The organism is Serratia myotis, assembly GCF_027474885.1.
GTDB lineage: Bacteria > Pseudomonadota > Gammaproteobacteria > Enterobacterales > Enterobacteriaceae > Serratia > Serratia proteamaculans.
In genome coordinates this window covers 3,527,200-3,553,191 of record NZ_CP099707.1, presented here as the reverse complement: position 1 = coordinate 3,553,191, position 25,992 = coordinate 3,527,200, and the positions used below count along the sequence as shown (strand labels likewise).

Below are 25,992 nucleotides of genomic sequence, written 5' to 3'. Positions count from 1 at the left end.
GCTGCCGTATAAGGGGTGAGGTGCCACCAAATCCAGACCTGGCTCACAGTTTTTGCGCTGCGTCATTTTTCGCCATAATGAGGTCACATTCATCCATATCTCGCTTCGGCATTGCAGGGTAATTTCAGCCTATCGAAAACCAGTGCAGCGGAGAAATACGATGATTAAAGTAACTTTTATGGGCGCGGGCAGCACCATCTTCGCCAAGAACGTCCTCGGCGATATCATGGCGACCCCGGCATTGAAAGAAGTGGATATCGCGCTGTACGACATAGACAGCGCCCGTCTCAACGAATCTTTCGCCATGCTGAGCAATATCAACCGCAATATTAACGCCGGCAGGGCGAAAATCACCCCTTATCTCGGGGTGGAAAATCGCCGCACGGCATTGAAAAATGCCAATTATGTGGTGAATGCCATCCAGGTCGGCGGTTACGATCCTTGCACCATCACCGATTTCACCATTGCTAAAAAGTACGGCCTGCAACAGACCATTGCCGATACCCTGGGGATAGGCGGGATCTTCCGCGCACTGCGCACCCTGCCGGTGATGTTTGATTTCGCCCGGGATATTGAAGCGGTATGCCCGGATGCCTGGCTGCTGAACTACACCAACCCGATGGCAGCCTTAACCGGCGGTATGCTGCGTCATACCGGCGTGAAAACCGTGGGGTTGTGTCACAGCGTTCAGGTCTGCGCAGAGACGCTGCTGACAAGCGTGGATATGCCTACCGATGACGTGCAGTTCCATATCGCGGGCATCAACCATATGGCCTGGCTGCTGGATGTTCGCCGTCATGGCGAGGATCTGTACCCGGAAATCAAGCGCCGCGCCAACGCGCTGCAGGGCAAGCATGATGATATGGTGCGCCATGAAATCATGAAAACCTTTGGCTATTACGTCACTGAGTCTTCCGAGCATAATGCCGAGTACATGCCTTACTGGATTAAGCGCAATTATCCGGAATTGATTGAGCGCTTTAACATCCCGCTGGATGAGTATCCGCGCCGCTGCATTGAACAGATCGACCAATGGCAACAGCGCAAGCTGGCGCTGACGAATGACGCTACCCTGACGCATACCCGCACGCATGAGTATGCGTCCTATATTATCGAAGCGATGGAAACCGATCGCCCGTACAAGATTGGCGGCAATGTGCTCAATACCGGTTTAATTACCAACTTGCCTGCCGAGGCCTGTGTCGAAGTGCCTTGCCTGGTGGATGGGCAGGGGATCTCGCCATGCTATGTCGGGCATTTACCGGAGCAACTGGCGGCGCTCAACCGCACCAATATCAATACCCAACTGCTGACGATTGAAGCAGCGGTAACCCATAAACGTGAGGCCATATACCACGCGGCGCTGTTGGATCCGCATACGTCTGCCGAGCTTTCGATTGATGATATTCGCAAGCTTTGCGATGAACTGATTGAGGCTCACGGTAACTGGCTTCCCGCCTACCGTTGATCGCTGAACTGACTGTATTACCTCCTCAAAACGCACAAGGCGCGGGGCTTCCTGCGCCGTCATAAATGGGATGGTGAGCCATGTTTTATTTAAGAAACAAGAACTTTTGGATCTTCGGTGCCTTCTGTTTTTTCTATTTCTTTATCATGGGCGCGGTGCTGCCGTTCTTTCCGATTTGGTTGCATGACGTCAACCAGCTCGATCAGCAGCAAACCGGCCTGGTATTCGCCAGCATGGCGCTGTTTGCCCTGGTGTTCCAGCCGATCTTTGGTTTTGTCACCGACAAGTTTGGCCTGAAGAAACACCTGCTGTGGATGATCATTTTCCTGCTGCTGTTTCTGGCGCCGCTGTTTATTTATGTCTTTTCGCCGCTGCTGAAAACCAACTTTGTGCTCGGGGCGCTGCTGTGCGGTATTTATCTGGGGCTGGTGTGCAGCGGGGGTTCGCCGGCGATTGAAGCTTATATCGAGAAGGTGAGCCGCCGCAGCCAATTTGAGTATGGCCGGGCGCGCCTGTTTGGCTGTATTGGCTGGGCGATTTGCGCCTCGATCGTCGGCTATATGTTTACGATTAATAACCAGTTCGCTTTTTGGCTGGCGTCGAGCTTTGCACTGGTACTGGCCGGTCTGCTGTATATGTTCAAACCGGAGCAAAATAACACGCTGGCGGTGGCGGACGGATTAGCGCTTAACCATAAACCCGTCAAGTTGAAAGCGGCGCTGAGCCTGCTGAAAATGCGAAAATTTTGGTGCCTGGTGATGTATATCGTTGGGGTAGCCTGCGTGTACGACGTGTTCGATCAGCAGTTCGCCAACTTCTTCACTTCGTTTTTCAGCGACCGACATGCGGGGACCCAGGCGTTTGGCTATGTGACCACGCTGGGTGAGTTTCTTAACGCTTTTATCATGTTCTTTGCGCCGTTGATCATCAACCGTATTGGCGGCAAGAACGCGCTGCTGATTGCCGGGGTGATTATGTCGGTGCGGATTATCGGTTCTTCGCAGGCAGATTCGGTGACCGCGGTGATCTTCCTCAAAACCCTGCATATGTTTGAAGTGCCGTTCCTGCTGGTGGGCATTTTCAAATACATTACCACCCAGTTTAACGTTAACCTCTCGGCATCAATTTACCTGTGGGGCTTCTGCTTCTTCAAGCAGCTGTCGGCTATCGGCATGTCCTATGCCGCGGGCCTGATGTACGTCAACTACGGCTTCAAAACCTCGTATCTTATCCTCGGTTGCATTGCCTTGCTGTTTACCCTGATCTCGGCCTTCGCGCTGAGCGGCAAGGTTGCGGTGGTAAAACAGGAAGCCGTGCTGCCGGTGGCGGCGAATTAATCAATACAATAGCGTCATGAGGCCGAAGAACAGCAGGGTCAGGGCAATGATAAACCCGGTTTGCAGCGTTTTGCGAACCAGGCGGCCCTGGCCCCAGCGGGTGGTGCTCAGGCGGTTATCGATAGCGAACAGCGCCGGTACCATCAGCAGCAGATAAATCAGCATCAACATGGCGGTCAGGGGTTGTTGGCTCATATGAGATCCTCCGCGCCGGTGTGGATAGCTGGGGTGATAGGGGTTGTTTGCCTGCTGCGCTGTTTGGTCATATGCCTCCGAATAGGGCCGCCCGAAGGCGGCCGCCAGTTTACTGCCTGTGATATAGAGATGATTGTCGGCCACTGCCGGGGCCTACGTGGGTATAATATTGCGAATGATAATCATTATCAATATGTAAGGTGAAATTTATTGTGCGGTTGGTGCGATCAGGCAGGAAAGGATCTGGCGGGTATTTTGTGGAGACAGAGCACGCCGGGTGGCGTGCTCTGTGATAGGACTATCCTCGACGATTATTTCTCATCTGGCAAGGCGTAAGCGACAATATAGTCGCCCAACTTGGTGCCGAATGAGCCATGACCGCCTGCGGAAATTACCACGTACTGCTTACCGTTGACCTCATAGGTCATTGGTGTCGCCTGGCCACCGGCCGGCAACCGCGCTTCCCACAGTTTTTCACCGTTAGTCACGCTGAAGGCACGCAGATAGTTGTCCGCCGTTGCGCCAATGAAGAACACATTCCCGGCAGTAGAGACCGGTCCGCCCAACATCGGCATACCCATTTTGAACGGTAACGGCAACGGAGAGCTGTCGCGCACGGTACCGATGCGTTTTTTCCACACGATGTCGTTGGTTTTCAGATCCACCGCGGAAATATAACCCCAGGCCGGCTGTTTACACGGCAGGCCAAGCGGTGACAGGAACGGGTTCAGGGTCACGCCGAATGGCACACCGTACTGTGGTTGCACACCGGCTTCGGTACCGCTGCCGCCTTTATCGCCGACCGGGGGCTCGATAGGGTTGCCCGGACCGCGTGGGATCAGTTTTGACACAAACGGCAGCGCGATAGGGTTGGCGATAGCCACCTGACGGTCAGTATCGACAGACAGGCCGCCCCATTCGAACATACCGAGGTTACCCGGGAATACCAACGTACCTTGTTCGGAAGGCGGGGTGAAGGTGCCTTCATAACGCAGGCTGTGGAACATCACCCGGCAAACCAGTTGGTCATAAATGGTGGCGCCCCACATATCCGCGCCGGTCAGTTTTTTCTCCGGGCGGAAAGTCAGTTCAGAGAAAGGCTGAGTCGGTGACAGGCGGTCGCCCTTGGCCGGGCCCTGCGGAACCGGTTTTTCAGGCGCCGGTACCACCAGCTCGCCGTTGGTGCGGTTCAGTACGAAGATGTTACCGGTCTTGGTCGGCACATAAATCACCGGCACCTTGTTGCCGCTCTTGTCGGTAATGTCCGCCAGCGTTGGCTGGGCCGGTACGTCCATATCCCACAGGTCATGGTGCACCGTTTGATAGAACCACACCAACTTGCCGGTAGAAGCGTTCAGCGCCAGCAGGCCGCTGGCGTAGCGCTCCATATTCGGTGTGCGATCGCCACCCCAGATATCCGGCGTGGTGACGCCCATTGGCAGGTAAACGATATCCAGCTTGGCATCGTAGGCGGAAGGCGCCCAGGAGTTAGGCGAGTTCGGCGTGAAGTGATGCTCATCCGCCGGGATGGCGTTGGGTTCATCTGCACCCGGATCAAACGCCCACAGCAGTTTGCCACTGTTAACGTCAAAACCGCGGATCACGCCCGAAGGTTCGCGATTGGAGTAGTTGTCGGTCACCGCACCAGCAATGACAATCACCTTGTCGGTGATCACCGGCGGTGAGGTCGGCTCGTAATGGCCCGGGGTGGCATACGGCATATTGCTTTGCAGGTTGAGCTCACCGTTATTGGCGAAGTCGGCGCAAGGCTTGCCGGTCTCTGCATCCAGCGCAAACAGGCGGCCGTCATTCACCGGCAGAATAATGCGGCGTGCGCACTGTGCCGGAGAGGCGTCGGTGGCGGTACCCGCGGCGGCAGGGGTCTCATGATAAGAGACGCCACGGCAGGTGATGTGCTGGAAGGTCGGATTGAACTTCAACTGAGGATCAAACGTCCACTTCTGCTTACCGGTGGCCGCATCCAGCGCGAACAGCTTCTGGTGTGGGGTACACAGATAGAGCGTGTCGCGGATTTTAATCGGGGTCACTTCGTTGGTGATTTCCCCCGGATCGTTGGCGGTTTTCAGATCGCCGGTCTGGAAGGTCCAGGCTTCTTTGAGCTGGCCGACGTTTTTGTCATTGATCTGGCTCAGGGGGGAATAGCGCGTGCCTTCCTGAGTACGGCCATAGGCCGGCCAGTCAGCGTCCGACGCCTGAGGGGTAACCTTGGCCTGTGCCGGTTCAAGGGTGCCGTTGATCTCTTGCGGATCGTTAAACACCGCATAGGCCAGTGCCACCACGGTGACCACCAGTGCCAGGCTCAGTGCGCTGTAGGCCAACTTGCCATGGGCGTTAAGCTTGCGATAGATAAAGGGCAACACCAGCCACAGGCCGAAGAAGAAGGTGACATCCAACCGCGGCGTCAGCGCCCAGAAGTCCGGGCCGACTTCCCACAGCGCCCACACCGTGGTACCGAGTAAAAACACCGCGTACAGCAGCAGTGCGGTCGCACGGCGGCGAACCAGCAGCCAGGCCGTTACTAACAGCACCAGGCCGGCAATGATGTAATACAGTGAACCACCGAGCTTGGCCAGCCAGATGCCGCCTCCCAGCAGATAGAGTCCGCTCAACGCGGCAAACAGCGCCGTGATGATGATGAGCGGCGACAATGATGCTTTATTTTGCATAGTATTATCCTTACCAAAATGAAAAGTCCCCGATTTAGAGATTAAGCCATATCCAAAAAAACACGCGGTTTCTCCCTAAAAATCCATCCCGTGCGTTCGGCAAATCCTCTCCATCGCCAGGGCTAAAAGGCCGTGGCCGCTAAAAGTGGCGAGGTTGGTTTTGGGCTATTGAATAATCTCTGTCATTGGGGCGAAAGCAAAAAAGGACTGAGTCAGACCTGGCTTTCTGCGCCGTTGTTGAGATGATCGCCAACGGGCGAGACAGCTCTGGCTGAAGCGCGGGCAGGTTACTCTAATTGTTATTATTTTATTACGTAGCTTGTGCTGTTTTTTCGATTATTTGTTGGTTTTATGCATGTAACCTAACCGTTCAGGTTTGACGCGGGTAACGCAGTGCCTCAATAAACAGCGCAAAGGCGGTGGTGTGCTGCCTGCGACTGGGATAATAGAGGTAATAGCCAGGGAAATGCGGGCACCATTCGTCGAGCACCTGCACTAAACGGCCGTCGGCCAACTCCTGGGTGACGGCATCTTCCGGGACAAAGGCGATGCCAAAGCCCAGCAGCGCCGCGTCAATGCGTTGGCGCAGGCTGTTAAAGGTTAGTTGCCCCTCGACACGCACCTTGATCTCGCGGCCGTCTTTTTCAAACTCCCAGGCGTAGAGGCCGCCCATGGTCGGTAAGCGCATATTGATGCAGCGATGGTTTTGCAATTCCTGCGGGGTGTCCGGCGTGCCGTTTTGCGCAAAATAGGCGGGGGAGGCGATGGGGATCATGCGCATGTCCGGTGCGATGCGCACGGCAATCATGTCCTTGGCGACCTGTTCACCCAGACGGATCCCGGCATCAAAACGGCCGGCGACAATGTCGGTCAGGGTATTGTCTACCGTGATTTCGACATTGATATCCGGGTAGTCCGCCAGAAATGACTTCAACACCGGCCACAGCACCGAATCGACGGCATGTTCGCCGGCGGTGATGCGGATATTACCCGCCGGTCGCTCGCGCATTTCACTTAAGGCATCCAGCTCATTTTCAATTTCAGCAAAGCGCGGACCGATGCTGTTCAACAGTCTTTCACCGGCCTCGGTAGGCGCCACGCTGCGGGTGGTGCGGGTTAATAAACGCAGTTCCAGCCGCTCTTCCAGCCCCCTGATGGCATGGCTCAGGGCCGATTGGGAAACGCCAAGTTTTGCCGCCGCCCTGGTGAAGCTGCGTTCGCGGGCCACCATCAGAAACGAAATCAAATCGTTAAAGTTTTCTTTTAACATCCCGGCCTCGCCGTGTGGGCTGAATTAATGGCGATATTCTAGTCGCTTGCCACGGCCATAGACAATTAATGAATTCAGCTCATAGCTCCTTGCGCATTTTGCTATCTAGTCGTGATGCGGGCGTGACGCTATCTTTTGTCTAACGTGTCATTTTTATCGGGAGATAGATTAATGAAATACTTTGCAGCAACGGCCCTTTCGTTGTCGATGGCGATATCTGGCAGCGCCGGGGCAGAAACCCCTGAGTCGGAAGAGCGGGTTAAAAGCGTCTCACCGGCATTGGCGAAATTTCAACGCGACACCTTACAGGGCGATCTTTGGCAACGTCCGGCGCTTTCGCCGCGCGACCGTAGCGTGATCACCGTCGCCGCAGTCATCGCCCGCAACCAAACGGCGCTGATGACTGAGCAATTTAACCTGGCATTGGACAACGGCGTAACCGCCGCCGAGCTGTCGGAGATCATCACTCATCTGGCTTTCTATACCGGTTGGGGTAACGCCATGGCGGCGGTGGCGGCAGCGCGAGAGGTTTATCAACAGCGTGGCATCAGCGCTGCCGAATTACCTGTGGCGGATCCTCAACGGTTGCCGCTTGACGAGGTGGCGGAAGGGTTACGGGTCAGTGCGGTGGAAAACGCGGTCGGCAGTGAGCAATTCCCCGGGCTGGTGGCCTATACCACCGACGTGTTGTTTCACGACCTTTGGCTACGGCCGGCACTGGCACCCCGCGATCGCAGTTTGGTCACGGTGAGTGCGCTGGTGGCTAACGGACAAGTGGCGCAAATCACCTTCCATCTCAACAAGGCGATGGACAACGGCCTGACCCAGCAACAGGCGGGCGAGGTGATGGCTCATTTGGCGTTCTATGTCGGTTGGCCCAACGCCATGTCCGCCGTTCCGGTCGCCAAAGAGGTGTTTGCCAAACGTTCCTCTGTCTCCTCCGTCACCCGTTAGGAGTTATCCGGTGAAATTACTCGCAGCCACTACAATTATTCTGTCCATGTTAGCCCCGGCCGCATTGGCCGAAACGGAGAAACAAGTGAAAATTCAACGCAGCGGTTCCCAGCCTTCCCGTCCGGGCCCAGAAGATTATTTTACCGGTAAGGTGCGAATTGATGCGCCTTTTGCCGGCAGCGAACCGGCCCGCGTAGGCGGTGCTACCGTGACTTTTGAGCCCGGCGCCCGTACTGCCTGGCATACCCATCCGCTTGGTCAGACGTTGATCGTCACCCAGGGGCGCGGTTGGATCCAGGTGTGGGGCGATGAGATCCAGGAAATGAACCAGGGTGATATTGTCTGGATCCCGGAGGACGTCAAACACTGGCACGGCGCGACGCCGGACACCGCCATGACTCACATCGCTATCGCCGAGTCACTGAACGGCAGCCCGGTGGACTGGATGGAGCAGGTCAGCGACGCGCAGTACCAAAAGTAGTGCCTGCGGGGCTAGCGGATCACGGCCCGCGCGGTGCGGGCCGTCTGCTGGGGTCGGGCGGTTAGCTCCCGAGGCCGCCGAGGCACAGATACTTAATCTCAAGATAATCTTCGATACCGTACTTCGACCCTTCACGGCCCAACCCGGAGTTTTTAACCCCACCGAACGGGGCAACCTCGGTGGAGATCAACCCTTCATTAATGCCGACGATGCCATATTCCAGCGCTTCGGCGACGCGCATTACCCGGCCAATATCCCGGCTGTAGAAGTACGAGGCCAGGCCAAACGGCGTATCATTTGCCAGCTCAATGGCTTCGGCTTCGCTGTTGAAACGGATCAGCGGCGCTACCGGGCCAAAGGTTTCCTCATGGAATATTTTGGCCTGCCGTGGTACGTCGGTCAGAATGGTTGGCGTGAAGAAGTTATTGCCCAAGGCATGAGGCTTGCCTCCCAGCAGAATTGATGCGCCGCGTTGCACCGCGTCGGCGATATGCTCGCTGACTTTTTCCACCGCGGCCGGGTTAATCAACGGGCCGATAGTCACGCCGTCGTCCATGCCGTTGCCCACTTTCAATTTCTCCACCGCCGCTTTCAGCTTTTCGGCAAAGGCGTCGTAGATGCCGTCCTGCACCAGAAAACGGTTGGTGCACACGCAGGTCTGGCCCGCGTTGCGGTATTTGGAGGCCACGGCACCGATCACCGCGGCGTCCAGATCGGCATCATCAAACACAATAAACGGTGCGTTGCCGCCCAGTTCCATACTGGTCTTTTTGATGGTCGGGGCACACTGCGCCAGCAGTTGCGCACCCACCTCGGTGCTGCCGGTAAACGACAGCTTGCGTACGTCCGGGTTGGCGGTCAGTTCTGCGCCGATGGCCTGGCTCGGGCCGGTAATCACGTTGCAAACACCGGCCGGTAAGCCCGCTCGCTCGGCCAGCACGGCGAGCGCCAATGCTGAGAAAGGCGTCTGGCTGGCGGGGCGGATCACCCCGGTGCAGCCTGCCGCCCAGCCGGGGCCAGCTTTGCGGGTGATCATTGCCGCCGGGAAGTTCCACGGCGTAATGGCAGCAAATACCCCAATCGGTTCTTTCTGCACGATGATGCGCCGACCGGCCTGGGGCTGCGGAATGGTATCGCCGTAGACACGTTTGCCTTCTTCGGCAAACCACTCGATAAAGGACGCCGCGTAGGCAATCTCACCCCGGCTTTCAGCCAGTGGCTTGCCCTGTTCAGCGGTCATGATCAGCGCCAGATCGTCCTGGTTTTCCATCATCAACTCGAACAGGCGGCGCAGTTTGCCGGCGCGCTCTTTGCCGGTCAGTGCACGCCAGGCCGGCTGGGCCTTCTTGGCGGCGGCAATCGCCTGGGCGGTTTCTTTGGCACCCAACGCCGGGACCTGACCGACCAGTTCGCCGGTGGCGGGATTGTGGACTTTGATGCTCTGGTCGCCTTTGATCGGTAGCCATTGCCCGTCGATATAGTTGGCCTCGCGGAACAACGAAGGATCTTTGAGGGTGGCAGAGAAGTGATTGCTCATTGGTTATCTTCCTTTTTCAGAATTCAACACAGGGTGACCTATCCCAAACGGCACCCCTTTACCCTAGCAAACTTTTCCGCCTTCATTTGCCCGATCCGTGGCAACCAATCAATTTGCTGGGATGCGCACCTTCTGTACAAAAAACACCCGCAGTCGGGACGATACTGAAGTCAGCAGGCATATGACCCTTTTCGATGCGATTAAAAGGAGTGTGCAAATGATGAAATCAGTGGACAGACATCTCTATGGCGGCGGTGAAATGGATTTTCTGGCGTCGAGCATTGCGCTGATGGAATGGCAGGGAAGGGAGGTTGATGCCGGCAAAGTGGCCGGCAATATGTCGGAACCGCAAAGCCGCTTGTTCTTTGAACGTCTGAGCTATTTCCGCCAACTTTATCAGGCGGCCACCACGGTGGAACACAGCGTATAAAACCCAATCAACTGACCCCGCCAACGCGGGGTTTTTTATACTGTCCACACGCCAGTGTTCAGCGTTGCCGGGGAGAACTCAAGATTGCGGCCGCGCCACGGCAGGGCCTGTGAAAAGCGCCATGCGCTGTGTATATCGAAGCGCCAGTAGCGTTCCGCACCCGCCACACCTTGGCCCACCTCCGCTTGCCAGAGGATCTGCGTTTCCCCCTGCAGGTGCAAAATACTCCCGTTTTCAAAATCAATAAACAGTAACGCCGCACGCGGTTCCGCCAGCAGGTTACCCAGGGTATTCATATAACGGTTACCGCGAAAATCCGGCATCCACAGGCTGTTTCCCTCCAGATGGATAAACCCCGGTTTTCCGCCCCGGTGCGAAATATCCACGCCGCCTTGCGCCAGCTGGGTATGGGCAGCACTGGCCACGAAACAGGTATCCGCGTTGCGAATCAACGCCTGTGCTGCTGCGTCCAGCGTAGTGAGATGCTCAATCGGTGTGGGGTTGGCGGGGGCCGGGTACAGCTCGCGCCGCTGAATATACTGCGGACAGTTGCCAAAGCTTTGCCTGACGTCGATCTCAATGCGGTTTTTGTCGGTACGCCCGATCACACCGTTGGCACGGTTACGCCGCCGATTGCTGAAGTCCAGCCCCAATACTCCCACCGGCTTGCCGGATTGCAAGGCTGCCTGTGCCGGATCATCGCTACGGCGGGGCGTGCTGATACGCAGGTGTGTGCTGTCCGGCGTGCGCAAAAATCCGGGCGGGCCGCTGAACAGGGTCGCCACCGGCCAACCTTGCTCGTCCAGCGTGGCGACAAACAGGTAAGGCAGTGCCTCGAAAAACTTGCGGTGCTGGTCGGGCATGTTGGGGAAAATGCCGCCGCCCACCTGGTCAAATCCGGCCAGGGTCTGAGCACGTAGTTCATCGGGGTGGAACATCTGCGGGATCATCGGATTTACCTCCCGGTGGGGTACGGCAGCGACGGCATGGCAAAGAAGCCAGGCAGTGCCGCGATGCGCGCCACCCAACGTTGGATTGCCGGGTAGGGTGCCAGCGAAATGCCCCCTTCCGGAGCTACCGCCACATAGCTGTAGCAGGCCAGATCGCCAATGGTGGCCTGTTGCGTTGCCAGAAACGAACGGTCGGTCAGATGTTGCTCCACCTGCGGCAGGAAGCGGGCGCTTATCGCCAGCGCGGCCTGATAATCCTCCGCCACCCCAAACTGGGCGATCAGACGAGCGGAAGCCGGCCCATAGCGGACTTCTCCCGCGGCTCTGGACAACCATGCTTGCACCTGTGCCGCGGCTGCCGGGTCTTCGGGTAACCAATGGCTGTCCGGCGCGTAGCGTTTGACCAGATACAGCAAAATGGCGTTACTGTCGGCCAGCGTCAGCTCGCCATCGACCAGCAACGGGATCTGACCAAAAGGGTTCAGCGCCAGAAAGGCTTCGCTTTGGCGCACCTCGGCAGGCGCTTCGATAAATTCATACGGCAGCTCGAGCATCCGCAACAGCAACGCCACGCGGTGGACGTGGCCGGAAAGCGGGGTACCGTACAGTTTTAGCTTTTGCATGCTCACACTCCTGAAGGATTTTCATTAGCATACTCTTGCGGTCAGTAGGCGAAATCCGGCAATCTGGAAATTGATAATTTCACTTTATGGAACAGTCTATGGATCGGTTGGACGAACTGGAGATTTTTGTGACGGTGATCCAGCACGGCAGTCTGGCCGCCGCCGGTCGCAAACTGCGGCGTTCCGCCCCGGCAGTGACCCGGGCTATCGCCTCGCTGGAGCAGCGTTTTGGTGCCCGACTGGTTGAACGCACCACCCGGAGGTTAGCTCCGACCGAGGCCGGGCTGCGGTTGGCGGAGCGTGCGCACTTGCTGCTGCATGAATATCAGTCGGCGGTGCTGGACACGGCGGATACCCAGCTCAGTGGCCTGCTGCGTATCACCTCGCCGGTGCAGTTCGGGCGTAAGCACGTGGCGCCGGTAGTGATGGCGTTTCTCGATCTCTATCCGCAGATGCAAATTGAAATGGTGCTCAACGATCGCAACCTGGATTTGATTGACGAGGGGCTGGACGTGGCGGTGCGTATCGGTCATTTGCAGGACTCTTCCCGCGTGGCGCGGCGGTTGGGGCAGGTCTCGCGGGTGACGGTCGCCAGCCCGGCCTATCTGGCACTGCGCGGCGAGCCAAAACAACCGGCGCAACTGGCCGATCATGACACCATTGTCGGCACCCAACGGGCGTCGTTGCGCGAATGGCGTTTTGGCCCGCAGGAGAACGGTGACAGGGTAAGGCTGACACCACGCCTGCTGCTTAATGAAGTCGAAACCCAACTGCTGGCGGCGCGAGCGGGTAAGGGCATCGCCCGGTTGTTGTCATATCAGGTGGCAGAGGATTTGGCGGCGGGGACGCTGGTGCGCCTGCTCCCGGCGTTTGAACCTTTGCCAATGCCGGTGCAACTGGTGGCGCAGAACATCCAACGCATGCCGCTAAAGGTAAGGACCTTTTGGGATTATGCCTGGCAAGAATTAAGTCAATTAGCGCAAATTCAGCCGGGAATAAAATAGCCATTAAGGCGCAATAAGTTTCACTGGTTAAACTTATTGCGCTGTAGAAAAGATTTATATTACCCTGCACGCATTGCTGCTGCTCCCTTCTTGACAATATTATTCCCGGTGCTAATAGTTAACGCATATCTTAAATAATAAACGAAGTTTAATATATGAAACTTTTGGCGGGGAGTTACGATAACGGTTCGACGGTGGACAATGAAGATCAGATCCTGACCTCATTCCAAACCCGCAGCCTGGCCGTTTATCAGCAAGTTCGCAGCGAACGCAATATTCCCTATGGCGATTCTCCCCGGGAAGTTTTTGATTGGTTATATTCTGACGGCCAACCCAAAGGCACGTTAATATTTATTCACGGCGGCTATTGGCAATTTTGCAGCAAGGACGATTTTGCCTTTATTGCCGCCGTGCCATTGTCATTGGGTTTTGACGTGGTGCTGCTGGAATATACGTTGGCCCCTCAGGCCAATCTGGACGATATTTGTCGGCAAACCGGCGCGGCGCTGAGTGCCATTCAACAACGGCTTGCGCCAAACAAGTCTGCGCCGGTTTACCTGTGTGGCCATTCTGCCGGTGGGCATCTGGCCAGTTATTGGCAGCATCATGCGGTGGTCGACGCGGTGTTACCGATCAGCGGTATTTTCGAACTGGAGCCCTTGTTAACCAGCTACGTTAACCGGCAATTGCAGTTGACCCCGCAGCAAATAACCCAGTTGAGCCCGGTGCGGAATATCCCTGAACGTATCAAACCGATGACGCTATTTTTCGGTGATGCTGAGCTGCCGGAGCTGATTGGCCAGTCGCAGTATTACTATGCCGTGCTTAAAGCCAAACACCTGCCCGTCAGCCTGGTCGCGGTTGCCGGTGTCAACCATTACAATGTGCTGGATTCGCTGTTCGCCAAAGGCGGAGCGCTGATCCGCCAGTTAACCACTACGGGGAAGTAAACCATGCGCACCATCATTGATACCGGCCTGCCGGAAATTGGCCAACCCTTTTCCTGGGCAACTAAAGGCGGCGGTATGCTATTCACTGCCCATGGCCCGGTCAGACCCGACGGCAGCATTGAAACCGGCGCGCCGGAAAAGCAGATTACCCTGACCTTTGATAATCTGGCCCAGACGTTAAAAGCGGCAAATAGCCACAGCGACAATGTCTTGCAGGTCATTATTTATCTTACCGATGTGAATGACGTTAAATTACTCGATGAAATTTACAAGAAATACTTTAATTATCCTTACCCCAATCGTTCAACGGTGATCGTTGATAAATTGGTAGTGCCTGGAATGAAAATAGAGATTACCGTCAGCGCTACGGCCTAAAACTTTATATAACCAGAACACCCACCTGCAAATTCATTACATAATGAATTAAGGAATCGCTATGTTTAATCACATTGGCCGCTCGGCGGCCGATCCTATTATGTCGTTGATGGAAGCTTATTTACAGGATGAAAATACGCAGAAAGTGAATCTGGGTATTGGTCTTTATTACGATCAACAGGGCCGGATCCCGCTGATGCAGGCGGTTGAGGCGGCCGAGCGGCAGTTGCTCGAGCAGCGTCGCCCGCACGGCTATCCGCCGATCGAAGGGTCGGCACTGTTCGCTCAACAGGTACAGACTTTGTTGTTCGGCGCGGCGGCGTTACCGTCCATTTGCACGGTACAGACCGTTGGCGGTTCCGGTGCCCTGAAGCTGGCCGCCGATTTTATCCATCACTACCTGTCCCGCCGTGACATCTGGGTGTCTGATCCGACCTGGGCCAACCATTGGGCGATCTTTGAGGGCGCCGGGCTGAACGTCCATACCTATCCGTATTTTGATGAGGCCAGCGGCGGTCTGCGGTTTGACGCCATGCTGGATACGCTGGACAGCCTGCCGGAAGGCAGCGTAGTGCTGCTGCACCCTTGCTGTCATAACCCGACCGGTACCGATCTCAGTCAGGCACAGTGGCGTGCCACCCTTGAGGTGGTCCAGCGTCGTCGCCTGCTGCCGTTGTTCGATATCGCCTATCAGGGCTTTGGCGACGGTCTGGACGAGGACTGTTTCGTACTGCGTGAGGCGCTGAAAACCGATGTGGAATTCTTGGTCGCTAATTCGTTTTCGAAAAATGTCGCGCTGTATGGCCAGCGACTGGGCGGGCTTTCGGTACGCGGTGCCACCCCGGAGAGTGCGGCAAACGTCAAGGGGGCGCTGAAAACCTTGATCCGCCGCAGCTACTCCTGCCCGCCGACCCACGGCAGCCAGATTGTGGAAACCCTGTTGGCAGACGCCGGCCTGCGGCAGCAGTGGGAAAGCGAACTGGCCGGCATGCGGCAACGTATCAAACAGATGCGCCAAGTCCTGGCTAACGGGCTGGAAAAGGGCGGTTCGCCGTTGGACTACCGTCGCATTCGCGACCAGAAGGGCATGTTCAGTTACACCGGACTGAACCCACAACAGCTCGAGCGGCTGCGGCAAGATTACGCCATCTATCTGGTGGCCCCCGGCCGCATGTGTCTGCCTGGCCTGAACCAAAATAATGTCGACTACGTTACTGCCGCCATCCTGGATGTCACCCGTACTGCGTGAATAAGGTAGGACCGCCATGAAACAGATGAAAGGTTTTGAAGAGATAGCGCGGCGGCAGGGTGGGTTGAAGAAACAGCTTACCGCCGGGCAGATGACGATGCTGGCAATCGGCGGGGCGATCGGCACCGGGCTGTTTCTCGGCAGTGCCTATGCCATTCAGATGGCTGGTCCCAGCGTACTGTTGAGTTATTTTATCGGCGGCGTGGTGGCGTTGTTGCTGATGGGATGCCTGGCGGAGATGACTTCCGAGCACCCAACGCCGGGCTCTTTCGGCGACTATGCCGAGTTTTACATCAGTCCGCTGTTCGGTTTTCTGGTGCGTTACTCCTACTGGTCCTGCGTAGTATTGGCGGTGGGCACCGAGGTGACCGCCATCGGTATGTATATGCAGTTCTGGTTCCCGACCACGCCGATTTGGCCGTGGGTGCTGCTGTTCTCCGCCGCGGTGATTTTCATCAACGTGATTGGCGTCAAGTCCTTCGGCCAGGTGGAGTATGCGCTGTCGACCATCAAGGTGGTGGCCATCGCGGCCTTTATCGCCATTGGTATCGGTATTCTGCTGTTTTCCGCTAACCCGGCGTACGGTATTCACAACTTTACTGCCAACGGTGGCTTCTTCCCGTTTGGCGTCAAGGGCATGTGGTTCGCGGTGATTGTGTCGATTTTCAGCTACCTGAGCATTGAGATGATCGCGGTGGCCGCCGGTGAAGCTAAAAACCCGGTGATTGCGGTCAAAACCGCCTTCAAGGGCACCATTTTACGGCTGTTTATTTTCTACATGCTGTCGATTGCGCTGATGCTGGCGATCGTTCCCTGGCGGCAGTCCGGTACCGGCGAAAGCCCGTTCCTGATGGCGATGAACGTGATCCACCTGCCCGCCGCCGCCGGTATCTTCAACTTTATCGTGCTGGTGGCCGCGTTGTCGGCGATGAACAGCCAGTTGTATATCACCACCCGCATGATGTTCTCGCTGTCTCGCGCCGGGCAAGCACCGGCTGCGTTGGGGCGGGTCAGTAAACGCGGCATCCCGGTGAGTGCGCTGGCGATGTCGTGTATTGGCATTGTGGTGTCGATCGTACTGAGCCTGGTTTATCCGGAGAAATCCTTTGCCGCGATGATGTCGATCTCGGTGTACGGCGCCTGTTTCACCTGGCTGATGATTTTTGTCACCCACCTGTTTTTCCGCCGTCAGCACCGTCAAACCCACCTGAAATTCCGCATGTGGGGGTTCCCGTACACCACGTTGGCCGGTGCCGGTTTGATGGCGGCATTGTTGATCTCGACGGCGTTCACCGAGTTTTTCAAGATGACGCTGTGGTTTGGCATTCCGTTTACCCTGCTGCTGGTGGCGATCTACTTCTTCTATAGCCGCCATCAGCCGGTACCCGCCGCGATGGAGACTTCGGGGGTAGAGTAAAGTGGTTCGCTAAAAATGTGATTATCTGGCTCTGGCAGCAAACCACTTTAACCGGAGAATAAAGGATCTTTTGCCGATGTAGAGTGGTGTTGCCATGAGCAGTGAAACAGAAAAAAACCAGGTTATCGGCGGTAGCCGTCATTCGACGCAGGGTTGGGTCAACGGCTTTTTGGGTATGTTGATTTTTAGCGGTTCTTTGCCCGCCACGCGCCTGGCAGTGCAGGAGTTTGATCCGCTGTTCCTGACCGCGATGCGGGCGGTGCTGGCAGCCTTATTGGCTCTCTGCGCGTTGGGGTTGATGCGTCAACGCCGGCCACGGCGTCATGACATCGCGCCCCTGGTGTTGGTCGCTATCGGGGTGGTGATCGGCTTTCCTTTGCTGACGGCATTGGCTTTGCAGCGCACCACTTCGGCGCATGCACTGGTGTATATCGGGCTGTTGCCCTTGGCGACCGCCTGTTTTGGCGTGCTGCGCGGGGGAGAACGCCCGAAAATCGCTTTCTGGTTGTTCTCGGTGTTGGGCAGCCTGCTGGTGGGGGCTTTCGCGCTGAGTCAGGGGGCGGGCGCTTCCTGGGCCGGTGACCTGCTGATGGTGGCTGCGGTACTGCTTTGCGGTCTGGGCTACGCGGAAGGCGCAATGCTGACGCGTAAACTCGGTGGCTGGCAGGTGATCTCCTGGGCGCTGGTAGTGGCCTTACCGCTGACGGCCATGGTGGCCATTGGGGCAGCGCCTGCGGATTGGCCGCAGGTCAGCGTCGGGGCCTGGCTTTCTCTGGGCTATATTTCGCTGTTCAGCATGTGGATTGGCTTTATCTTCTGGTATCGCGGTTTGGCGCTGGGCGGCATTGCCGCTGTGGGGCAACTGCAATTGCTGCAGCCCTTTTTTGGTCTGGCGCTGGCCGGGCTGGTGCTGCATGAAACCATCCAACCCTCGATGCTGGCGGTCATGGCCGGGGTGTTGGTCTGCGTGTACGGCGCGAAGCGGTTTTCACGTTAAACCGGGCAAGATAATGCCTGAGACCCCTTCACTTAAACACGATATTAGGGGAAACCGGAGGATGGGGTTCCCGCAGGGACGCCCCACCCCCGGGTCGCCCCGGGTATCTCAATCTCGCCGCTTTACTCTGCCTCGGCTAACGTCACCAGCACCTGATTCAGCCGTTGAGTGGCTTGATGGATTTGCAACTCATCGTAGCCGCCCAGTCCGAGTATCAAGCCGCTTTTCCCGCTGCCGACGGCATACATCGGCGACAGTGCGCTAACCGCCACCCCGGCTTCGGCGGCACGGCGAACGACCTGTTGGTCATCCAGTCCCGCCTTCAACCACAACACCAGATGCATGCCCTGATCGCTGGGGTGCAGGGCGGCCAGCTCGGCAGAAACATGGGCACTGATGGCTTCGGTTAATACCCGCCGTTTTTCCGCATACACGCTGCGCATGCGGCGGATATGGCGATCCAGATGCCCCTGCGCCATAAAACTGGCCAGCACGTGCTGATCGGCGCTGGGTGGGTGGCGATCCATCAGCACTCGCGCACCGCAGAAGGCATCCACCAAGGGTTTGGGCAGGATGGCATAACCCAGGCGCAATGAAGGGAAAAGGATCTTGCTGAAGGTACCCAGATAGACAACTCTGGCCGGATCCAGCCCCTGCAAAGAGGGAAACGGATGGCCGGAGTAACGCATTTCACTGTCGTAATCGTCTTCGACAATCCAGGCCCGCTGCTGCTTGGCCCAGGCCAGTAGTTCGAGCCGGCGCGACATGCTCATCGGCATGCACAGCGGGTATTGGTGAGAAGGGGTGACAAAAACGGCCTTGGCCTGCGGCGCGATCTTGCTGCCTGCCACCACGTCTATCCCTTCGGCATCGACCGGGACTCTGGCCATCAGCCGGTCGCGGAATACGCTATTGAAGATGGCGGTAATACCGTGATAGGCCGGATCTTCCACCCAGGCGGTGTCACCGGCATCCAGCAGGATTTGCGTGGCCAGATACAACCCTTGTTGAGTGCCGGAAGTGATCATCACCTGTTCCGGCGTACAGAGCACCGAACGGGACTTGCGGACATATTCACAGACGGCCTTGCGTAGCGGCAACGCACCCAGCGGCTCGCCATAACCGGCGGGGGCACCGGGCCCGCGCGCGCGGACACGGTTGCCGAGGCGACGCCAGACGTCATCGGGCGCGGTATCATTGATTGGCACCGAGACGGTAAAGGGGACCGGCGGCAGTGGTCGTAACTGGCTGGCAAATTGCGCCAATGCCTGCGCCTGGCTGGAAAGGGTTATGTCACAAATATCAGCGCTGTTGGCCAGTACAGGCGGCTGGCGGTGAAGTGACAGGGCGACACGGGTGCCCGAACCGGGCTGCGCTTCCAGAAAACCTTCCGCCGTCAGTTGTTCGAAGGCGGCCAGCACCGTGCCTCTGGCCAGCCGCAACGCACCCGCCAGCACGCGGGTTGAAGGCAAGGGATCTCCGGGCTTCAGTTCGCCTTTATTGATCGCGGCCCGCAGTGCCTGGGCAAGTTGCAGAATCAACTGCCCCGCTTGGCGATCAAGCTCGCCGATGGCGGGGACTTCCACCGTTTTAGCCGTTCTGGGCATGAATTCCGGTCCAGATAAAAGAAGTTAAACAGGGGTTCACTGTAAACCACTTTGGCTTGAAACGGCGCTTTTTTACCCGGCTTAAAGCTGACTTTTTGGGATCAGGTGGTCGCCAAAACTTAAGCGCTGACGGCCCGGTTCGATTTCGGTCAGTGGAGCCACTTCCCGCAGTGAGGAGCGACAGCGCAGCACCAGGTCATGATATTCACGCGTACCGGCCACTTTCCACGCCAGCTCCTGCTCAGTCAGGTCGCGCAACACCCGCGCAGGGCTACCGATTACCAGCTTGTTGGCTTCAATCACCGCGGCGGCTTTGACGAACGCCATGGCACCCACGATGGTGTTTTCACCGATCTCCGCACCGTCCATGATCACCGCGTTCATACCGACCATGGCATTACGGCGGATGCGGCAACCGTGCAGGATCGCGCCGTGGCCGATATGCCCGTCCTGTTCCACCACGGTGTCCTGTTGCGGAAAGCCGTGCATCACGCAGTTGTCCTGAATATTGGCACCATCGCCGATCACCAGTCGGCCAAAGTCGCCGCGCAGGCTGGCATTGGGGCCGATATACACCCGTTTGCCGACGATCACATCGCCAATCAGCACCGCGGTCGGGTGCACATAGCTGCTGGGGTCTACCACTGGCGTCAGGCCGTCAATCTGATACACGGGCATAGCAAAAGCTCCTAAGGTTGTTTCCCATAATAGTACGTGAGCGCCGCTGGCGGTCATTTGAGCGCGCAGCAAGGCGCGGGTCGTGAGGTTTGGTGGGCCAAATAAGCGGCTCGTAACACAGATGCGCGTTCAAATGGCCCCAGCCCTTCGGGTCGCGCCCCAAAAGCCCGTACTCTGCGTTGTCAGGCTTGAACATAGGCCCACTATGCCCTGCACCCTCCGCCTTGATTACGGGCTTTTGGGTCTGCGACGGTGCCACGCCCTATTGTGGGACACAACCTACAGTGAAGGATCACGCGGCAAGCCGCCAAAGCGTCGGTAGTAACCGGCCGCCGGGGCGGGCAGAGCGCCGATAGTGGTTTCCGCCAGCGTGCTGACATACTCGGTCGCGGCACGGTCCACCCGCTGATAAATATTGATGCACAGGTTGCGGGCGATCTGCCCCTCCCACTGGACAGGCAATAAAGCATCCGGCAGCAGGGGATCTTTCAGCACCACGCGGCGGAAGAAGTGGATCAATAATAGCTTAATCTGGAAACAGCGCTGGGGTGTCAGCAGCGCATCGTCGGTTTCGCGCAGCAGTGTCATTAGCGGGCGGAAAGAGACGATAAACTCATGATAATCGGCGGCCACGTCGCCCAAAGCCCAGCAGTTGGCCACCAGCTGTTGCAGGGTTTGCTCGGAACGGTTGTAAGGGTAGTCGGCGCGAAAGTAGATCACCTGTTCGCTGGCGTTAAGCTCGCCGAGCAGGGCGGTGACGTCGGTTTGTGCATGGGTGGGGGCCGCCATCAGGTTATTGGCGATTTGGCCGAAGCCCAGCCAGCCCAGCTCTTTTTTCAGCCGTGCCCGCTCGCTTTTTTCCGCGCTTTCCAGCAACAGCAGATCCCATTTACCGTCCCAGGCCGGTGGCTCGCTAAGGTAGATTTTCGACTCGGCGTGGCGGAATTGGCGCATGCCCTGATCGGTCACCCGATAGAAGCTGCGGCGGCCGATTTTTTCGACTGCCAGCCAGCCCTCTTTTTGCAGGCGAAATACCGAAGTGCGCACAAAGCGGTCACCAAAACCCAGTGCTTCCAGCAGCGCGCTCAGGCTGCCGAGCCACACCTCGCCGCCGCGATGGCTAAGCGCATCGCCGTAGAGGGAGATAATCAGTGAGGTACCGCTGATCGGCTGCGCGTCTATAGCATGGCGGATAAACTCATCCAGTTTATGTTCCATATTTTTCCATGGGTTAGCCGACGATGAGACACAACATTACCACAAATTATTGTGGCGTCATCCGTGACGCCGGCGGGATCAGCGTGGTCGCAGATCGACCACCCGCTGGGCCTTGCCTTCCGAACGGGGAATATCACCGCAGTTGGCAATGCTGACGTCGGTGCTGACGCCGATAATCGACTTGATATGGTGGCGCAGCTGGTGGCAAATCTCACAGCGCTGCTGGTGACTGAGGCTGAGCGCCGCCTCTTTCAATTCAACGCGTACCGCCAGGGTATCCAGGTGCCCGCTGCGGCTGACCTGCAGCTGGTAGTGCGGTGACAGCTGTTCGAACTGCATGATTTGTTCTTCCACCTGCGATGGGAACACATTGACGCCACGGATGATCAGCATGTCGTCAGAGCGGCCGGTGATTTTCCCCATGCGGCGCATCTGGCGGGCATCGCCGGGCAGCAGACGGGTGAGATCGCGGGTGCGATAACGGATCACCGGCAGCGCCTCTTTGGTCAGGGTGGTGAACACCAGTTCACCGTGCTGGCCGTCCGGCAGGGCAAGGCCGGTCTCCGGGCAGATGATTTCCGGCAGGAAGTGGTCTTCCCAGATGGTCGGGCCGCCACCGCTTTCGGCACATTCCATCGCTACCCCTGGCCCCATCACTTCTGACAGGCCATAAATATCCAGCGCCTTGATGCCCATGCGGCTTTCAATTTCGTGCCGCAGCGCTTCAGTCCAGGGTTCTGCGCCAAATACCCCCAGACGTAATGAGCAGTCACGGGCATCGCCGCCCATTTTGCGTTCCAGTTCGTCGATCAGCGTTAAACAATAGGACGGCGTCACCATGATCACATCGGGTTTGAAATCCAGGATCAGCTGCGCCTGCCTTTCGGTTTGGCCGCCAGACATCGGGATCACCGTCGCCCCGAGTCGTTCCGCGCCATAGTGAGCGCCGAGCCCACCGGTAAACAGGCCATAGCCGTAGGCCACGTGCACCTTGTCTTTGGCGGTGGCACCGGCGGCGCGCAGGCTGCGGGCGACGATATCGGCCCAGTTATCGATATCCCGCTGGGTATAACCGACCACCGTTGGTCGGCCGGTGGTGCCCGACGAAGCGTGAATGCGCACCACCTGTTCCATTGGCACCGCAAAGGTGTCGAACGGGTAGTTATCGCGCAGGTCCTGTTTGGTGGTGTAGGGGAAGCGGGTCAGGTCGCTCAGTTGTTTGAGATCGTCGGGATGCACGCCCGCCTGATCGAACTTGCGTTTGTACATCGGCACATTGTTATAGGCATGGTGCAGCGTCCATTTCAGACGTTCCAGTTGCAGCGCTTCAATCTCATCACGCGAGGCGAACTCAATGGCGTCGAGTGGCTGTGGATTGGTAGTCATCATTATTAGCCTCGGGGTCAAACTCGCTCAATGATCATGGCGATGCCTTGGCCGACGCCGATGCACATGGTGCAAAGCGCGTAGCGGCCGGAACGCCGTTCCAGTTCAAACAGGGCGGCCAGCGCCAGACGTGCACCGCTCATCCCCAACGGATGGCCCAGGGCAATAGCGCCGCCGTTGGGGTTCACCTGCGGGGCGTCATCCGGCAGGCCAAGCTGGCGTAGTACCGCCAGCGCCTGGGCGGCAAACGCCTCATTCAGTTCGATCACGTCCATTTGCGCCAGGTTCAGCCCAGCCAATTCCAGCACCTTGCGGGTGGCCGGCAGCGGCCCGATGCCCATCAAACCGGGTTCGACGCCGCAGGTAGCGGTAGCGACGATGCGCGCACGTGGCGTTAAGCCCTGGCTGACGGCCATCGCCTCCGAGGCGACGATCAGCGCTGCGGCACCGTCGTTCAAGCCGGAAGCGTTACCGGCGGTCACGGTACCGGGTTGGCGGAACGGCGTTTTTAACCCCTGCAATTGTTCCAGCCGGGTATCTGCGCGCGGGTGTTCATCCTGGCTGAACAGCGTCACCGCGCCTTTTTTACCGCTGAGGCTGACCGGCACGATCTCCTGTGCCAGTAAACCCAACTCCTGCGCCCGGGCCGCGCGCTGCTGGCTACGCAACGCGAAGGCGTCCTGATCGGCGCGACTGATATTGAACTGTGCCGCCACGTTTTCGGCGGTTTCCGGCATTGAGTCGGTACCGTACTGCGCCTGCATCAGCGGGTTGATAAAGCGCCAACCCAGGGTGGTGTCATACAGCTGCGCCTGGCGACTGAAGGCCGTGTCGGCCTTACCCATCACCAGCGGCGCGCGGGTCATGGATTCCGCACCACCGGCCAGCACCAACCCGGCTTCCCCGGCCTTGATGCTGCGTGCCGCCATGGCCAGCGCGTCCAATCCTGAACCGCACAGACGGTTGACGGTGGTGCCGGAAACGTTCACCGGCAGGCCCGCCAGCAATGCCGCCATGCGCGCCAGATTACGGTTATCTTCCCCGGCCTGATTGGCGCAGCCGAGGATCACATCATCCACTAACGACCAGTCCACCTGAGGGTGGCGTGCTACCAGGGCACGCAGCGGCAGCGCGGCCAAATCATCGGCCCGCACGTGGGCCAATGCGCCACCGTAACGGCCAATCGGCGTACGGACGCCATCGCAGATAAACGCCTGACTCATGGTTGTTCCCCTAAAATGGCATGGCCGAGGCGATGCGCACGCCCGCGAAACCAGGCGACGGTTTTGCCCAATTGATTGACGATTTCCACGTCGTACAGCCCGGTGGTTTTGCCCTGATGACGGACTTCCGCACTGGCGGTCAGACGATCGCCGGCCAGCGCCGGGCGGATAAACTCGATGTTGCAGCCGGACGCTACCGCCGCCAGCCCCTGGCTGTTGCAGGCATAGGCGAAGGCGGTGTCCGCCAGGCTGAACAGTTGGCCGCCGTGGCAGGTCTGGTGGCCGTTGAGCATCTGCGGGCCGACGGTCATGCTGACCTGGGCGAAACCGGCATCGACCGCATCCACCCGCATACCCATCGCCTGGGCGCAGGTATCCTGCTGGAACATCTGTTCGGCGCAGCGTTGTGCCAGCGCGTGGGGCGTATTGGCGTTCATTGTTGGGCTCCTGAAGAGAGGGATGCGTAATGGCGCAACAGCGGCATTGGGCGGTAGCGGGGCTCGCCGTAGTGGTGTTGCAGATTTTCCAGCGTGGTCAGGATTTGTCGCCAGCCCAGGGCGGCGGCCCATTCCAACGGACCGCGTGGGTAGTTGACGCCGCAGCGCATGGCCTGGTCGGTATCCTCGGCACTGGCGACGCCCTTGTTCACCACGTCGAGCGCTTCATTGGCCAGCATGGCGAGGGTGCGCATCACCAACAGGCCGGGATAGTCCGGCAAGAGGATCACCTTCTTGTCGAGAGATTGCAGCAGGCGAACCACGCTGGCGTTGTGCCGGGCATCGTTTTGCGCCGCGCAGCTGATAGCAACGGTGGTGGCCTGCGAGTAGTTGGCGGACAGATCAAACAGCACCACGGGGGTTCCGGTTTCATCGGCGACTTGGCTGGCTGTTTTACCATTCGTTAACATCAATGTAACTTCATCGATCCGGGCAAAGGCACTGGTCTGGCCAGATTGTTTGATCGACTCCGCATTTCCTGCCAGTAACTCGCGCAGCACGGCCATACCCTGCGGATCCCCATGCAGCGTGACGCTGCGCGCTAATGCCGCCGTGGAAGGAGGCAGCACCGCAGCGACCGGCGTTTGCTGATCGCCATAGCGATAAAACCCCCGGCCGCTTTTGCGACCAAGACGCCCGGCCGCCACCAGTTCCTGCTGCACCAGCGACGGGGTAAAGCGGGGATCCTGGAAGAAAGCCTGAAACACCGATTCGGTCACGGCGTAATTGATGTCCTGACCAATCATATCGGTCAGTTGCAGCGGCCCCATGGCGAAGCCGCCCGCGTCGCGCATCACCGCATCCAGCGTGGCGGCGTCGGCGACCTGTTCTTCCAGTGCGCGCAGGGTTTCGGCGTAAAACGGCCGCGCTACCCGATTGACGATAAACCCCGGCGTGGAGCGGCACAGCACGCTTTGTTTGCCCCATTGCCGGGTTAGCGTTTGCAGCGTGGCGAGGGTTTCGGCACTGGTGTCCAGCCCGCTGACGATCTCTACCAGCTTCATCAGCGGTGCCGGGTTGAAGAAGTGCAGCCCGGCCAGCCGCTGTGGATGCTGCAACGCACCGGCGATCGCGGTTATCGACAGCGACGAGGTGTTGCTGGCAAACAGCGTGGCGGGCGAGCACAGGGCTTCCAGATCGCGGAACAGGCTTTGTTTGATCGCCAGCTTCTCCGCTACCGCCTCTATCACCAGCGCACTGTCGGCCAGCGGGTGTAGCGAATCTACCGGCTGAATGCGTGCCAGCAAGGCTTCGGTGGCCGCGGTATCGGCCTTACCGGCCGCCACCCGTTGACGCAGCCGCTGGGCGAGCACGTTGAGCGCCTGCCGGGCAGCGGAGGCGTCGATATCAAACAGCTGCACGGGATGCCCGGCAGCGGCAGCCACCTGGGCGATGCCGATGCCCATGGTACCGGCACCTATCACCGCGACCCTGGCGTTGAAGTTCGACTGGCTCATGG

General features: G+C 58.2%; 24 protein-coding genes. 11 read left to right on the top strand and 13 right to left on the bottom strand.

Annotation, left to right across the window (positions count from 1 at the left end; all coding sequences use genetic code 11):
- The first annotated feature begins 160 nt into the window (after nucleotides 1-160).
- Complete coding sequence (locus tag NHG65_RS16875; protein ID WP_499182452.1) at nucleotides 161-1,468, top strand: alpha-glucosidase/alpha-galactosidase; 1,308 nt, start codon at nucleotides 161-163, stop codon at nucleotides 1,466-1,468.
- An 80-nt stretch (nucleotides 1,469-1,548) separates the two neighbouring features.
- On the top strand, nucleotides 1,549-2,805 hold the full coding sequence (locus NHG65_RS16870; protein ID WP_151415425.1) for an MFS transporter: 1,257 nt from the start codon (nucleotides 1,549-1,551) through the stop codon (nucleotides 2,803-2,805).
- On the opposite strand, the gene NHG65_RS16865 is transcribed toward NHG65_RS16870, so the two are convergent.
- The 3 genes from NHG65_RS16865 to NHG65_RS16855 form a co-directional block, all read right to left on the bottom strand.
- Nucleotides 2,806-3,000: a hypothetical protein gene (locus tag NHG65_RS16865; RefSeq protein WP_099064764.1), complete on the bottom strand. Its 195-nt coding sequence runs from the start codon at nucleotides 2,998-3,000 to the stop codon at nucleotides 2,806-2,808.
- A 311-nt stretch (nucleotides 3,001-3,311) separates the two neighbouring features.
- Complete coding sequence (locus NHG65_RS16860) at nucleotides 3,312-5,687, bottom strand: glucose/quinate/shikimate family membrane-bound PQQ-dependent dehydrogenase (protein WP_099064763.1); 2,376 nt, start codon at nucleotides 5,685-5,687, stop codon at nucleotides 3,312-3,314.
- A gap of 370 nt (nucleotides 5,688-6,057) precedes the next feature.
- Nucleotides 6,058-6,957: a LysR family transcriptional regulator gene (locus NHG65_RS16855; RefSeq protein ID WP_499182451.1), complete on the bottom strand. Its 900-nt coding sequence runs from the start codon at nucleotides 6,955-6,957 to the stop codon at nucleotides 6,058-6,060.
- A gap of 171 nt (nucleotides 6,958-7,128) precedes the next feature.
- Here NHG65_RS16855 and NHG65_RS16850 point away from each other — a divergent pair, with 171 nt between their 5' ends.
- Both NHG65_RS16850 and NHG65_RS16845 read left to right on the top strand, forming a co-directional pair.
- On the top strand, nucleotides 7,129-7,911 hold the full coding sequence (locus NHG65_RS16850; protein WP_219016615.1) for a carboxymuconolactone decarboxylase family protein: 783 nt from the start codon (nucleotides 7,129-7,131) through the stop codon (nucleotides 7,909-7,911).
- 85 nt (nucleotides 7,912-7,996) lie between these two features.
- A complete protein-coding gene (locus NHG65_RS16845) occupies nucleotides 7,997-8,392 on the top strand; it encodes a (R)-mandelonitrile lyase (protein WP_085117480.1) in 396 nt (131 codons plus the stop codon).
- 61 nt (nucleotides 8,393-8,453) lie between these two features.
- Here NHG65_RS16845 and gabD read toward each other — a convergent pair whose 3' ends face one another.
- Nucleotides 8,454-9,929, bottom strand: a complete 1,476-nt coding sequence (gene gabD, locus NHG65_RS16840) for an NADP-dependent succinate-semialdehyde dehydrogenase (RefSeq protein WP_219016614.1) — start codon at nucleotides 9,927-9,929, stop codon at nucleotides 8,454-8,456.
- 217 nt (nucleotides 9,930-10,146) lie between these two features.
- Here gabD and NHG65_RS16835 point away from each other — a divergent pair, with 217 nt between their 5' ends.
- Nucleotides 10,147-10,359: a glycogen synthesis protein gene (locus NHG65_RS16835; RefSeq protein WP_112349528.1), complete on the top strand. Its 213-nt coding sequence runs from the start codon at nucleotides 10,147-10,149 to the stop codon at nucleotides 10,357-10,359.
- A 35-nt stretch (nucleotides 10,360-10,394) separates the two neighbouring features.
- Here NHG65_RS16835 and NHG65_RS16830 read toward each other — a convergent pair whose 3' ends face one another.
- Both NHG65_RS16830 and NHG65_RS16825 read right to left on the bottom strand, forming a co-directional pair.
- The gene (locus NHG65_RS16830) at nucleotides 10,395-11,309 is read right to left on the bottom strand and encodes a pyridoxamine 5'-phosphate oxidase family protein (protein WP_219016613.1); all 915 of its coding nucleotides are present in this window, start codon (nucleotides 11,307-11,309) and stop codon (nucleotides 10,395-10,397) included.
- Between the two features lie 5 nt (nucleotides 11,310-11,314).
- A complete protein-coding gene (locus NHG65_RS16825; RefSeq protein ID WP_499182450.1) occupies nucleotides 11,315-11,932 on the bottom strand; it encodes a glutathione S-transferase family protein in 618 nt (205 codons plus the stop codon).
- 98 nt (nucleotides 11,933-12,030) lie between these two features.
- Between NHG65_RS16825 and NHG65_RS16820 the strand changes: the two genes are divergently transcribed.
- The 6 genes from NHG65_RS16820 to NHG65_RS16795 all read left to right on the top strand — a co-directional run bounded on the left by NHG65_RS16820 (nucleotide 12,031) and on the right by NHG65_RS16795 (nucleotide 17,924).
- Nucleotides 12,031-12,936 (top strand): LysR family transcriptional regulator, encoded by a 906-nt coding sequence (locus NHG65_RS16820; protein WP_099064757.1) that lies wholly within the window; start codon nucleotides 12,031-12,033, stop codon nucleotides 12,934-12,936.
- A 155-nt stretch (nucleotides 12,937-13,091) separates the two neighbouring features.
- Complete coding sequence (locus NHG65_RS16815) at nucleotides 13,092-13,886, top strand: alpha/beta hydrolase (RefSeq protein WP_499182449.1); 795 nt, start codon at nucleotides 13,092-13,094, stop codon at nucleotides 13,884-13,886.
- Nucleotides 13,887-13,889: 3 nt separating this feature from the next.
- Nucleotides 13,890-14,261: a RidA family protein gene (locus NHG65_RS16810; RefSeq protein WP_085117432.1), complete on the top strand. Its 372-nt coding sequence runs from the start codon at nucleotides 13,890-13,892 to the stop codon at nucleotides 14,259-14,261.
- 61 nt (nucleotides 14,262-14,322) lie between these two features.
- Complete coding sequence (locus tag NHG65_RS16805) at nucleotides 14,323-15,510, top strand: amino acid aminotransferase (RefSeq protein WP_275880984.1); 1,188 nt, start codon at nucleotides 14,323-14,325, stop codon at nucleotides 15,508-15,510.
- 16 nt (nucleotides 15,511-15,526) lie between these two features.
- Nucleotides 15,527-16,927 carry an amino acid permease gene (locus NHG65_RS16800; RefSeq protein ID WP_489844377.1) on the top strand — a complete coding sequence of 467 codons (1,401 nt, stop codon included), beginning with the start codon at nucleotides 15,527-15,529 and terminating at the stop codon, nucleotides 16,925-16,927.
- A 94-nt stretch (nucleotides 16,928-17,021) separates the two neighbouring features.
- Nucleotides 17,022-17,924 (top strand): DMT family transporter, encoded by a 903-nt coding sequence (locus NHG65_RS16795; RefSeq protein ID WP_499182448.1) that lies wholly within the window; start codon nucleotides 17,022-17,024, stop codon nucleotides 17,922-17,924.
- Between the two features lie 122 nt (nucleotides 17,925-18,046).
- Here the strand turns inward: NHG65_RS16795 and pdxR are convergent, their stop codons facing one another.
- The 7 genes from pdxR to NHG65_RS16760 all read right to left on the bottom strand — a co-directional run bounded on the left by pdxR (nucleotide 18,047) and on the right by NHG65_RS16760 (nucleotide 25,990).
- Nucleotides 18,047-19,531 (bottom strand): MocR-like pyridoxine biosynthesis transcription factor PdxR, encoded by a 1,485-nt coding sequence (gene pdxR, locus NHG65_RS16790; RefSeq protein ID WP_499182447.1) that lies wholly within the window; start codon nucleotides 19,529-19,531, stop codon nucleotides 18,047-18,049.
- Between the two features lie 81 nt (nucleotides 19,532-19,612).
- Nucleotides 19,613-20,209 (bottom strand): phenylacetic acid degradation protein PaaY, encoded by a 597-nt coding sequence (gene paaY / locus NHG65_RS16785; protein WP_085117428.1) that lies wholly within the window; start codon nucleotides 20,207-20,209, stop codon nucleotides 19,613-19,615.
- A gap of 279 nt (nucleotides 20,210-20,488) precedes the next feature.
- A complete protein-coding gene (gene paaX / locus NHG65_RS16780; RefSeq protein ID WP_129936802.1) occupies nucleotides 20,489-21,427 on the bottom strand; it encodes a phenylacetic acid degradation operon negative regulatory protein PaaX in 939 nt (312 codons plus the stop codon).
- A gap of 78 nt (nucleotides 21,428-21,505) precedes the next feature.
- Nucleotides 21,506-22,813: a phenylacetate--CoA ligase PaaK gene (gene paaK / locus NHG65_RS16775; protein ID WP_404830588.1), complete on the bottom strand. Its 1,308-nt coding sequence runs from the start codon at nucleotides 22,811-22,813 to the stop codon at nucleotides 21,506-21,508.
- 17 nt (nucleotides 22,814-22,830) lie between these two features.
- Nucleotides 22,831-24,036, bottom strand: a complete 1,206-nt coding sequence (gene pcaF, locus NHG65_RS16770) for a 3-oxoadipyl-CoA thiolase (RefSeq protein ID WP_207978313.1) — start codon at nucleotides 24,034-24,036, stop codon at nucleotides 22,831-22,833.
- Nucleotides 24,033-24,473, bottom strand: coding sequence for a hydroxyphenylacetyl-CoA thioesterase PaaI (gene paaI / locus NHG65_RS16765; RefSeq protein WP_085117423.1), 441 nt, complete (start codon nucleotides 24,471-24,473; stop codon nucleotides 24,033-24,035). The genes pcaF and paaI overlap by 4 nt, the downstream gene beginning before the upstream one ends.
- Entirely contained in the window at nucleotides 24,470-25,990 is a 1,521-nt protein-coding gene (locus NHG65_RS16760; protein ID WP_207978315.1) for a 3-hydroxyacyl-CoA dehydrogenase, read from the bottom strand. The genes paaI and NHG65_RS16760 overlap by 4 nt, the downstream gene beginning before the upstream one ends.
- Nucleotides 25,991-25,992 lie beyond the last annotated feature (2 nt).

Coding starts and splice junctions, on each gene's coding strand:
- NHG65_RS16875 (WP_499182452.1), top strand. CDS start 161: ATGATTAAAGTAACTTTTATGGGCGCGGGCAGCACCATCTTCGCCAAG.
- NHG65_RS16870 (WP_151415425.1), top strand. CDS start 1,549: ATGTTTTATTTAAGAAACAAGAACTTTTGGATCTTCGGTGCCTTCTGT.
- NHG65_RS16805 (WP_275880984.1), top strand. CDS start 14,323: ATGTTTAATCACATTGGCCGCTCGGCGGCCGATCCTATTATGTCGTTG.
- NHG65_RS16865 (WP_099064764.1), bottom strand. CDS start 3,000: ATGAGCCAACAACCCCTGACCGCCATGTTGATGCTGATTTATCTGCTG.
- paaK (WP_404830588.1), bottom strand. CDS start 22,813: ATGACTACCAATCCACAGCCACTCGACGCCATTGAGTTCGCCTCGCGT.
- pcaF (WP_207978313.1), bottom strand. CDS start 24,036: ATGAGTCAGGCGTTTATCTGCGATGGCGTCCGTACGCCGATTGGCCGT.
- pdxR (WP_499182447.1), bottom strand. CDS start 19,531: ATGCCCAGAACGGCTAAAACGGTGGAAGTCCCCGCCATCGGCGAGCTT.
- paaI (WP_085117423.1), bottom strand. CDS start 24,473: ATGAACGCCAATACGCCCCACGCGCTGGCACAACGCTGCGCCGAACAG.
- paaX (WP_129936802.1), bottom strand. CDS start 21,427: ATGGAACATAAACTGGATGAGTTTATCCGCCATGCTATAGACGCGCAG.
- NHG65_RS16820 (WP_099064757.1), top strand. CDS start 12,031: ATGGATCGGTTGGACGAACTGGAGATTTTTGTGACGGTGATCCAGCAC.
- NHG65_RS16800 (WP_489844377.1), top strand. CDS start 15,527: ATGAAACAGATGAAAGGTTTTGAAGAGATAGCGCGGCGGCAGGGTGGG.
- paaY (WP_085117428.1), bottom strand. CDS start 20,209: ATGCCCGTGTATCAGATTGACGGCCTGACGCCAGTGGTAGACCCCAGC.
- NHG65_RS16795 (WP_499182448.1), top strand. CDS start 17,022: ATGAGCAGTGAAACAGAAAAAAACCAGGTTATCGGCGGTAGCCGTCAT.
- NHG65_RS16860 (WP_099064763.1), bottom strand. CDS start 5,687: ATGCAAAATAAAGCATCATTGTCGCCGCTCATCATCATCACGGCGCTG.
- gabD (WP_219016614.1), bottom strand. CDS start 9,929: ATGAGCAATCACTTCTCTGCCACCCTCAAAGATCCTTCGTTGTTCCGC.
- NHG65_RS16855 (WP_499182451.1), bottom strand. CDS start 6,957: ATGTTAAAAGAAAACTTTAACGATTTGATTTCGTTTCTGATGGTGGCC.
- NHG65_RS16825 (WP_499182450.1), bottom strand. CDS start 11,932: ATGCAAAAGCTAAAACTGTACGGTACCCCGCTTTCCGGCCACGTCCAC.
- NHG65_RS16850 (WP_219016615.1), top strand. CDS start 7,129: ATGAAATACTTTGCAGCAACGGCCCTTTCGTTGTCGATGGCGATATCT.
- NHG65_RS16760 (WP_207978315.1), bottom strand. CDS start 25,990: ATGAGCCAGTCGAACTTCAACGCCAGGGTCGCGGTGATAGGTGCCGGT.
- NHG65_RS16815 (WP_499182449.1), top strand. CDS start 13,092: ATGAAACTTTTGGCGGGGAGTTACGATAACGGTTCGACGGTGGACAAT.
- NHG65_RS16835 (WP_112349528.1), top strand. CDS start 10,147: ATGATGAAATCAGTGGACAGACATCTCTATGGCGGCGGTGAAATGGAT.
- NHG65_RS16810 (WP_085117432.1), top strand. CDS start 13,890: ATGCGCACCATCATTGATACCGGCCTGCCGGAAATTGGCCAACCCTTT.
- NHG65_RS16830 (WP_219016613.1), bottom strand. CDS start 11,309: ATGATCCCGCAGATGTTCCACCCCGATGAACTACGTGCTCAGACCCTG.